General features: G+C 50.9%; 6 protein-coding genes. 2 read left to right on the top strand and 4 right to left on the bottom strand.

Annotated features, from left to right (window positions below):
- The first annotated feature begins 743 nt into the window (after positions 1 to 743).
- A complete protein-coding gene (locus ACR0NZ_RS19415; RefSeq protein WP_480521214.1) occupies positions 744 to 2,822 on the top strand; it encodes an autotransporter family protein in 2,079 nt (692 codons plus the stop codon).
- 94 nt (positions 2,823 to 2,916) lie between these two features.
- Here the strand turns inward: ACR0NZ_RS19415 and ACR0NZ_RS19410 are convergent, their stop codons facing one another.
- Complete coding sequence (locus tag ACR0NZ_RS19410) at positions 2,917 to 3,843, bottom strand: SdiA-regulated domain-containing protein (RefSeq protein ID WP_480521212.1); 927 nt, start codon at positions 3,841 to 3,843, stop codon at positions 2,917 to 2,919.
- Between the two features lie 182 nt (positions 3,844 to 4,025).
- Here ACR0NZ_RS19410 and ACR0NZ_RS19405 point away from each other — a divergent pair, with 182 nt between their 5' ends.
- Positions 4,026 to 4,784 carry a hypothetical protein gene (locus ACR0NZ_RS19405; RefSeq protein ID WP_480521210.1) on the top strand — a complete coding sequence of 253 codons (759 nt, stop codon included), beginning with the start codon at positions 4,026 to 4,028 and terminating at the stop codon, positions 4,782 to 4,784.
- Here the strand turns inward: ACR0NZ_RS19405 and ACR0NZ_RS19400 are convergent, their stop codons facing one another.
- The 3 genes from ACR0NZ_RS19400 to ACR0NZ_RS19390 all read right to left on the bottom strand — a co-directional run bounded on the left by ACR0NZ_RS19400 (position 4,785) and on the right by ACR0NZ_RS19390 (position 9,123).
- Complete coding sequence (locus tag ACR0NZ_RS19400; RefSeq protein WP_480521208.1) at positions 4,785 to 5,654, bottom strand: metallophosphoesterase family protein; 870 nt, start codon at positions 5,652 to 5,654, stop codon at positions 4,785 to 4,787. It abuts the gene before it with no gap.
- 61 nt (positions 5,655 to 5,715) lie between these two features.
- Positions 5,716 to 7,149, bottom strand: a complete 1,434-nt coding sequence (locus ACR0NZ_RS19395) for a hypothetical protein (RefSeq protein ID WP_480521206.1) — start codon at positions 7,147 to 7,149, stop codon at positions 5,716 to 5,718.
- 1,359 nt (positions 7,150 to 8,508) lie between these two features.
- Complete coding sequence (locus tag ACR0NZ_RS19390) at positions 8,509 to 9,123, bottom strand: hypothetical protein (protein WP_480521204.1); 615 nt, start codon at positions 9,121 to 9,123, stop codon at positions 8,509 to 8,511.
- Between the last annotated feature and the right edge of the window lie 2 nt (positions 9,124 to 9,125).

Below are 9,125 nucleotides of genomic sequence, written 5' to 3'. Positions count from 1 at the left end.
GGTCAGCCAGAAAGGATTGCTCATGTCACCGCTCTGTTTTCAGAGCCGTGAAACACGCAGCGCTCGGGAAATCAATGCATCCTGACCCTAGCTTGAAAAGGTGCGTATCGGCGGAGCGGTGAGCATCTGCATTGATCTTAGCTACCGACCCCGAAATCCAATGATCCATGCCTATACTCAATGGCGCTGTTCAGCGCCCATCAAGCTCGGGAAAATCGTTTCAAGGCTTGACCTTTTGCGATTGCTTCTATGCAAAGGTGGATATGGTCGGAATGTAAAACCCGGCTTGTCATGCCTCGCAGTAAATGCACGAGCAGGTCTGCATTGCGCAGACCTTCCCGTGTTGTGAGCTTGCTAATATGCCACAACAAAAAATCCATAAAGATAAACTCTGTTTTTCAAGTCCTAAGTTGAGGTAGCGTCGCTTGTACCGCGAGAGGAAAAAGTTGGTGACAAACAATAGGCCGTTCCCACTAAGTCGAATTGCTCAGCGCATCACTCTGGCGAATATCGCATTCTTAATCTTGGCTTATTTGATGTCGCCAACCAAAGTACAAGCCCAAAGCTCACAGGCCTGCGTGGAATTAGGTTCTCCCCGGATAGAGTACGCTTCTGGATCTGAAAGCACTCGCGTTAATCAAACAATCTCAATGACGGAACGTACGTGTCTCCCGATCCCAAACGGACCCATTACAGGACTTACAATTGGAAACTCCTCAATTACTTCCTCAGGTGAAATTGAGTTGTATGTTCCGGGCCAAAATACCGTTCCAAGCAATGCTTCAGTTTTAACACTTTTGAATGTCGATGTCGCGGCGGGTAGCGGAGACTTTGTCTCCCGGGAAGCGTTGGCAACAAACATCAACGGGAAGCTCAGAGTGAACCTCATTGGAACTTCGATTGGTTCCGGCAGATCAATGACGTTCGCTCCCTTCAACGGCGCGAATATCGACCCCACTGAAGTCTACTTCCAGTCCGACCGCCCGCTAACCTATGACAACCTGACCGTTATGGGAGCCACCGAAGTAGTTTTCGGAGCCTACTATTTTCAGACTCGGGTTGCTGAGGCTTCTGATTTCACACTGACGAATAGTTCGATTTCCTCAACCAGCGATATGGCGATAGCCGCAGGCACGACTGTTCGCCTCGATACCGCAAGCAGTTTGAACACCGTAAACTTTGAGAATTTTGGCACGTTGGCCGGAACGGGAAGCGTGAACGCATTCAACTTCACAGTTAAGAACGGAGGGGTGCTTTCGCCGGGCTTTTCAATTGGTACGCTCAACAATAGTGGCGGAATCGCTTTTGAAACTGGGTCAAGACTTTTGAGCGAAGTCGATCCGACGGCCGGTCAGAAAGTCGACTTGGTGTCATCCAGCGGGCCCGTGACAGGGATTAACCGCGCCACCATACAAGTCGAAGCCGCTCGTCCCGGCCTGACTGCGCAGGACTATGCAGCTGGCAACGACTACACGGTTTTTCAAGCCTCGAGTTTCGATGGAAACTCCCCAACTCTTGTTGCCGGAGGATCTTTGCCCGCCCTATCCAGTCTGAGTATCTCAAACACGCCAACCGCAGACGGTAGAATCGACATAACGTTTTCGACTCTCCCCGTCTCGAGTTTACCGCAACATCCATCAGTTGTTGGATCTCCCAATGCAAGCAACCTTGCTGGTGCGGTGGCTAACACCACAAACACGTCACCTGGAACTAATCTGACCAATGGCTCAACCTTGGGTAATACCGTTAACACGCTTACCAATTCAGGTTTGGCTGGGTTTAATCGTGTGCACGCAGAACCCTATTCCTCTAATTTGACCGTGGGGCTGGAGCAACTTGACCTGATAACTAACACAGTGCTGAGCCACGCTGACTGCCGCAAGTATCAAGCAGTTGGCTTCAGCAATGAGGATCAACCCGTTGCAGCAGGCGACATCGACTTGGCCCAGAGCCCGAGCGGCGCAATAGACTGCTCTGATCGGCGCTGGTGGATCGACACGGCCTATGTGAGCGGAGACGTTGATGGAAGTAACGGCCTCGGGACATTCGACTATTCGCTGGGCACCATTTTGGTCGGAGCGGATGTCGCAAGCACCGATAGAGGTGTGGTCGGCGTCTACGCAGGTTTTGGGACATCCTCCATGGATGAACACGATCAAGTCGATCAGGATTTTTCGACCGACAGCTATCATGTGGGCGTCTATGGGCGTACAACAACCGGAACTTGGGAGTTCTCCGGACTGATCGGTTACATGTTCGGTGAAACCGACGCCAAGCGGAATAACCCTTCTGTTGATGGCTTTACGGGAGGCGAGGCAAAGTCTGATTTGGACCAAGAGGGCATCCATGCCGGTATCCAGGCACGGAAGCTGTTTAACCTGGACAGCGGTGCAAGGGTTTCTACGGTTTTTGGAGTGAACTACGGGCGTATTCAACAGGGTTCAGGCACAGAGACCGGCGGTGGTGATTTCAACTACTCGATTGAAAAAGCGAACGCAGAGTCTCTGGTCGCCTCCATTGGAGTTGACTACCAACGGGACTTCTTGACAGAGAGTGGTTTGCTGACCCCAATCGCCTTCGCCCGGTATGAATATGACTTCTTTGCCAACAAGGATAGTGAGCACGGAATCACAGTTACAAGTCCATTGTTCGGAACATTTACACAAGTCGGACAAAATCGAGGAGCAAATGGCTTCGTTCTCGGGCTTGGACTGGGCTATCAGATTTCTGATCTGGCGAGACTAACGGCAGGGTATGGTTATTCAGTTCGTTCCAACGGCCAAGAGCATGGTCTCGGTGCAAACTTAAGCGTTCGGTTCTGATTAGGGTGGACCAACGAAGAGGAGTGGTAAGCTAGCTGCAACAACTTGCGGAAGCTATCGTGGCGGTGTGAGCTTCATTCTCTAGCGATCAAAATTAGGGAATATTAAAAACATAAAGCCGCGATTTCTTGGCGTCGTCTGTCAGGATGTAGAGAAGCCCTTTGGTCTCATCGAGAGCGATTCCTTCGGGATGTTTAACTTCCTTTTGTTTGCCATCTTCTGTGAACGTCAAACTGATAGACTTTATGGACTTGGACTCTGGATTGTAGACGAAGATTTGACGGCCTTTGTCACTTACAATCCAAAGAGAACGTGAAGATGGGGACCATGCCAGGCCGCTCAAATCCAGTTCATCATCATCTACACGCTCGGAGATGAAACCTGCATCGCGGGCTAAAGGAATGATCTCAACAATTTCATCTAGCTCCGGTGATACGACCATTAACAACCTTGGTTGTCCCTCAATGCCAATGAATACCCGCCCGGATTCCGGGTCGACGGCGATGCCCTCAGGTCCCTTGTTCAAAGGGTTACCGACGAGCAATTCAGCGGCGTCCGAGTAGCCTTTGAGAGATGTGAGAGGGATTGTAGTTAGTTGAATGGGGTCAGTCGGGTGAACGACTAGAATTGATCGATCAGTTTCCTGAAGTACTAAAACAGTCCCATCTTTTCGTGATGCGACGCCCTCCAAATCTGATCCTACCAATGCTGGCAACTTGAAAGAGTTTCCTAATACCCCGTCGACTCCGAGTAGGTGCAGTTTAGGTTCGGCATCACTTACAGACCACAAGAAACCTTCAGCGTTAGACATTGTTAAACCGGAAGGTTCCGAAAATCCCTCTGATTTGTCTGCCACCTTGAATTTATCGACCAGAACCAAACCAGCACTTTCGGCGCAGGCAAAATCGGTCCAAGGCAAGAAGGCTGCCGCAATCAAGCTGGCTGCAAAAGCAAGTCGTCTAAGTTTGCAGAAACACCGTGAAATTTCAGCATTTGACAAAAACAATCTGTTTTCTGTCATTGGATTCTCTCGCGCTTGGACCACATCCCTGTATCAGCGTTCGTATCACAGTCCGGATACGATGTCCGAAGAATGCACTGTAATCTCTTTACCTGATCCCGCCTGTTGCGATTGAATTGAATAGTGCACGATGTGCCTTTGGTTAAGCGTAAGCCTTTGGCGTGAGCAGGAAGGAAGACAAGTTGAATACGACCCTCACATTTGTGACCGTGTTGTTGATGCTGCTGTTGCCAGGTGCTGCGGTGTCACAAGTCGACCCTGCGACGATGCTGGCCGGGGCTTCGGGGTCGGAAATCGTTATCGAACGCCGGTGGACGCAGTTTCGTGGCAAACAGGAACTGTATTTCTTCACTCTCGATGTGATCGTCACGATCATTCTGGCTGGTTTGATCGTCTATCATCCTGTGAGGCGGAGAGCCCGCAGAAGTGTCAGCGATATCGTTATGCCGCGACTGTTCTTCCTATACGCGCTTGTCGGCATGGTGGTTGGGTTTCTGGTCGTACAGCACGGATCGATGATTGGGTTCGTGATTTTTGGAATAGGAGCTCTGTTAAGGTTCCGATCAAATATGGATGACCCGGTCGACACGGTTGAAATGATTATAGTGACCGTGCTTGGGCTCGCGGTCGGTTTGGGCTTACCGCTGATGGCCACACTGGTGGCGATTGTGTGTTGGTGTTTCATTTGGCTCGGTGGGCGAAACAAGGGCGTGGAAATTTCGCTCAAGGCTTCAGACGAAGAGCACTCATTGAAAGTCAGCGGGGACATTGAAGCTATGGCCGCAGACGCTGGCTGGAAGTTGGTCAGAAAACACCACGTACCCGGAAAATCTCGCGTTTCTTTGCTTTTCATTACCTCGGGTGGATTGTCGGAAGCTCGGATCGAAGAGATGATAAACGATCTGGTCCCTGAAAAAGTTGAGCTGAAACTCAACCTCTAATCATTTCACAAGGTCTAAGCGTTTCAACACCGCATTCGGGGATCTGATCTCTTTCGGGAGCGACTTGAAGTTTACTGACCGTTCGAAATCAGGCCCTCGATATACTGCTATTCCAAACTCTCCGTTTGGTTGGAACGTAACATGAGTGAAGCTGTGAGGTGATTTGGCATTGTCACCAATAAGCCGTCGCGGGCCACCTCCCAAACAAGCTTGGGAAACATAAGCCACACCGTCTTTCCAGCCTGGGTAAAAGGCATGATGGTGGCCTGACAGATGCAGAACGACACCGCTTTCTAGGTAAATTTTTTCAAGTGTTGGGTCACCGATGATTTCGCGTTCGCGCTGGATCGCGAAGGGCCAGAGTGGGAGGTGACTGAAAGTGACAACCGGATTTCCATTTGCACCCAATTCCCCAAGTCGGTCCTGTTGATCACCGGATAGCGGCCCTAAGGTCGTTGCATCCAGAGATGCAAACGTTACGCCCTGCATCTCAAACGCGTAGAAGAACGGGTAGTCATCCGAAACCAGGAAATCGACGTCTGGTTTTCTTGGTATCCATTCCTCTGCGTATACTTTTCTTTCACGCTCGAACCCACTGTAGGCGGAGGCATCATGGTTTCCAGGCGTGACCGCAAATGGAATTCCGGCAGCCGCTAAAGGATCTGATACGGCCTCGTGAAACGCCTTCCACATCTCTCTGACCTGTTTGTCTGACAAGTTGGGAATGCGCTGTCCCGCGACCATATCGCCCGTCGAAATCACCAAATCGGGATCAATCTCGACTACCCGCTCAATCGCTTTGTCGACGCGGGCATCGTATTTCACCGAACCATAGCTGCCGTTCAGATCCGATATGACGATAACATCCAATGCCGCCGCTTTGCAGGCGATCAGAGCGGTCCAAATGAACGCCGCAAAAAGCGTAGAAAGCCTACGTGTCATTACAATCCACTGTCTCTACCTCGGTGTCGTTTCTCAAAAAGAATGCGACAGGATCCAAGTCGAACATCAAATCACCATTAGAACAATTGTTCTGGAGGATGGACGTTGCCAGCGCGGTATTTTTGACGGCTTGTGCAATCTGACTGTCTGAAAGCCCAAGGCTTAGCGACAGCCAGTCATAAACCGGGCCTTGGGTTTGAAGGTCGCTATTCAATGCAACCAAGCGCCGGTAAGTGCTTGGAGAGAAGTGCCGCATTTTCTCTAGCATTTGAGTAGATTTCGCGAAGTTAGCATACTCGACCCGCCCACCAGCATCGTTGTCGTTTAGATTGCTGCGACGGATTAATAATGCCTCGGCGGGAATATCTCCATCATTCGGCTGATGGTGCTTGGCTTTCTTATGCTTCAGCTTTCCGTCTTCGACCCAATACCAATAGGGTGTGAAGTCTATGTTTCCTACGCGGTCCTGCTGGCTAAAGATGAAATCGAGAAGAACAATCTCGGTAAGTTCTTGCATCCAAAATGCCATCTGTTGGTCGCTGACATCGGGACCGAGATCCTTGTTGATCATCCGGTCTTTTCGGCCTTCTCCGACGCCCTCTGCAATGGCCTCAGACAATGGTTTTGAAGAACGCAAAGCCAAGAAAGCGGGGGTTTCCTGAAAATCACGGTTTTGGCCTTTCCCCCAACCAGATTTACGGGTGCCGTTGATTTCCGAGCCGTATCGATGCCCAGGGCTATCAAGCAGTACACCATATATTTGCGTTCGATCCGATGTGAATAGATCATCGGTCGGTTGGTATGAGTTCGGGTCGGCATCCGCAGCTGCGAAGACACGCCAGCCTTCGTGGTTCATGCGCCCGCCATGAGAGCCACCAGAAATCGCAAGACCAGGCTCTGCGACCTCGGAAAAATGCGCCTGGGCGTCCATGCTGCGCCAAACCGCGACTGGAACTTTGACAGTCGTGTCGAAATACCTGGAGAAATGATAGTAAAGCAGCGAAGAAGTGGAAAACGTTCCACTGGTGCCCTTTTGGTTCATGGTGGACTTGAATTTAGCCACCCTGTCTTTGGCCAGATCTTTTGCCAACTTGCCCTCTTTGCAAGCGTTTCTCTCGAATTCAGAACGGTTCCCCATGTAGGGTCCTTCCGAAATATCGTAGACGGCCATTCCTGGGCTGGTGCTCCAGGTTTTTGGGCAAATAGCAATTTCAGAGGCATAGAAATCGATCTCGCAATAGGCTTTTTCTTCCTCAAGATCGCTGTTCTTGTACTCGCCCGTTGGAACTTTTTCGATCCGAATACAACGTTCAGAAACGCCGTTGGGACTATCAAATGTTGTGGCTTCACCGAGAACTTCGTCGTTCGCCCACAAGACAGTGGGTGCGATGAAAGCAAGTGGCCCCAGAAGATTGAACTTCATTTGGATAGTCCTCCCGGTATCATTTAGGGCAAATCGCTGCCTTTTGTTCGGTGGAGATTTTTAACTTTGGGTCGACACTGAAGTTGGAGAATTTTGTGTCAATCCACTTGTCGCATCCGCCTGAACAAGGCGCCCCGTTTCGGGCGTCATTCCAATATTCCTTGGCCCTTTCTTCCGTCCAACCGCAAAACTGAACGAGCGCCATTGCCGACAATGCGCCCGAGGAATGAACGCCCCACATGCAGTGTATCAGGACAGGGCCCTTACCAGGGTTTTCAATCACCTCGTGTATGGACGCCATGACAGCATCGGGTCGGGAGGATCTGGCGCTTTGATAGTCGAAAGATCCGTTTCCGCAACTGGTGCGACCGTATTGAGTGTTTTTGCCGAAGTCCGCATAAAACCCGGTTGAAAACCCCTCATCGCACAGGGTTTCGCGCTGAACGTTACTCAGACCCGTTCGATCCTTGTCACCGCCTTTGAAGCCAGAGCGATACAAAACTCCGCTCAAGACCGGGCGAAAGAAAGCGACGCCATCAACACCTCCGTCGCCACCCTTTGAAAGCATTTGACTGTTGCTTGGGCCACCGTTTCGACTGGTTACGTCAGAATTTGCAGTAGTTGCAAGAACACCAATGAATATCAGTGACGTCAAAAACCGCATGCCAGCTCCTTTCTATTTTTTAGCCTGTTATGCTCAAACTCTTCCCACTTTGTAATCTATTGGAGCGGCTCATTCTCGAGATCCATTTCAAGTGGGTGATAAGCCTTCCGCCATGCAGCGTTAAATTGGCCACACCAGGTTGATGATAAAGACGACCACGAAGTAGGCCAGAAAAACTTTCCAGTTCCATTGGTGTTTGCTTTCTTCGTTGATCACGCCGGACGACTTCAATGCCAGGTTTGTAACAATCAGAGCGACAACGATGACCGCCGCATGTGCCAGATCAAAATGCGTACTAGTGCTCCCTATTGCGGATGTTAGATCAATGAAAATGTGTCAGCAGTCACCTGATGGCAGCATAGCTACATCTGAGTACCTTCCCTCAGATGTTGTGATCCGAGCACATGCACCAGTATCCGTGTTAAACCAGTACGAGGTCAGCCCTTCGCTTCGGATGAGTTCAAATCCGAGACTCTGGATGCCCATTTCAGCCTGTCCCGCTCTTGCCCCTTCAAATGACGAAAGATCGCTAGAGCTGCCCACAGTTGGTGCACTTGCATCCACCGATCCGCCACTCTCATCGCATGCTGCGAGCGCAGCAATACACGCCGTGCCTATCACCAATAGGACCTTGGATTTCATCTTTTCGCTCCTTGCAGTATTGGACTAGAGATCCAGGATTTCTGGTCGATAACCTATTCAATTCCGAAAATTACGTTGTAGTCGACGGAAGAGTTGCTGCGATTGATAACCTCCACAACATGATCACCGGATTGCCAAAGCTGTCCTCGATACTCATTGTCCGCCGACATCAATCCCAACAGTTCAGAATCATCGGGGTTACGAATGACGTAGTCCAAGGAGCCATTTCGCGGAGCAACGCGGACGTAAAGGAACTGTTCGTTCTTTGCACCGAGAAGGTATTGCTGCGACGCTCCGGGCGCGAGTTGGCCAACAAGTTCGGCGCCAGTGGAGCCGGCATCGAATTTGACACGTTGGTTACCGGTAGAGCCGGGGGCACCTGCCATGGCGCCACCGCCATCATCCATCGCCTCGACAACCGACATCTCGCCAATGCTTCCATCCTTGTACGCGATGCAGCGCCAAAGCGTTCCGCCTGCGTCGCGTAGCATGACGAGCGTACCTGCTTCCGAGAACTCTGAGCTTTCTATCGTACCGGATTGACCGTCTGGTCCACCAACCTGCCGCAAATGGTCGATGCAAGCGTCGTCGGCGTCTGACATGGCCAGCGCGGCTGTTCCGCTGATCGCAAGTACAGGAGTGACAAGGTTCATTAGACTACGTTTCATAA

The sequence above is a fragment of the Ruegeria sp. AE3 genome (genome assembly GCF_056542225.1).
This window is presented reverse-complemented; position numbering and strand designations above follow the sequence as displayed.